Annotated in this window: 1 protein-coding gene and 1 pseudogene; both read right to left on the bottom strand. The window is 65.9% G+C overall.

The features are described 5' to 3' along the window. Positions 1–337: pseudogene (locus ACESMD_RS15600) on the bottom strand (2-dehydro-3-deoxy-6-phosphogalactonate aldolase); the annotation flags it as partial. A 64-nt stretch (positions 338–401) separates the two neighbouring features. After that, the coding region (dgoD, locus tag ACESMD_RS15595; RefSeq protein ID WP_372614771.1) for a galactonate dehydratase at positions 402–1,120 on the bottom strand (719 nt) is incomplete at its 5' end.

Genomic DNA, 1,120 nt, shown 5'->3' with positions numbered 1-1,120 from the left:
GGGGGGCCAGTCCGGCGTCTCGCCCGGCACGGATCACCTCGGCATCGGTATTGGGCGTCACCAGCAGGGAGGCTTCCAGGCTCGCCAGACGCTCCACGTCCTTCACCGAGAGCACGGTGCCGGCACCGACCAGGACATCCGCCAGGCAGTGCGCCTTCAGCCGCGCAATGCTCTCCCAGGGATCCGGCGAGTTGAGCGGCACCTCGATCATGCGCAAACCGCTGGCGATCAGCGCATCGGCCACCGCCAGCACCTCATCAGGCCGAATGCCACGCAGGATGGCGACCAGCGGGCACGCCGCCAGGACTTCCTGCAAGGCCCGGGGGTTGTCGTTCATCCCTTCCTCCTCATGACATCCTCGACCCACTTGCCGGAAGACAGCGTCCATCGAAGCGCAGTCTTCACCATTCGGCGACCGAGCCGTCTTCATGGGTCCAGAGCGGATTGCGCCAGCGATGGCCGACCTTGGAACGCTCCTCGACGAAGGCTTCGTCGATCTCCACGCCCAGCCCCGGCCCCTCGGGAATCCGACAATAACCATCCTCGATGGTCAGCGCCGACTTGTCGACCAGGTAGTCGAGGACGTCGTTGTCCTGGTTGTAGTGGATCCCCATGCTCTGTTCCTGAATGAAGGCGTTGTGATTGACCGCATCCACCTGGAGCGAGGCGGCCAGGGCGATCGGGCCCAGCGGACAGTGCGGCGCCAGTGCCACATCGTGGCACGAGGCCAGGCTGGCGATGCGCATGGCCTCGCTGATGCCGCCACAGTGCGAGATATCCGGCTGGATGATATCGACCATGCCATCGGCGAGCAGGTCGCGGAACTGGTAGCGGGTGAAGAGTCGCTCGCCGGTGGCGATGGGATAGCCGAGCCCCCCGGCGATCTGCTTGAGGCAGGGCAGGTGTTCCGGCAGTACGGGCTCCTCCACGAACATCGGGTGGTAGGCCTCGAGCTCGCGGAGCAGCGCCTTGGCCATGGGGCGATGGACCCGACCATGGAAGTCGATGGCGATCCCCACCTCGGGCCCCACCGCCTGACGGGCCTCGGCGACCCGCGCGACCGCCTCGTCGATACACGCATGGGAATCGACGATGGCCATTTCCGCAGTGCCATTCATCT

Origin of the sequence: Halomonas sp., assembly GCF_041689495.1 — a bacterium.
Classification (GTDB): Bacteria; Pseudomonadota; Gammaproteobacteria; order Pseudomonadales; family Halomonadaceae; genus Halomonas.
Note: the sequence above shows the minus strand (reverse complement) of the source record. Positions and strands in the feature narration are given on the sequence as shown.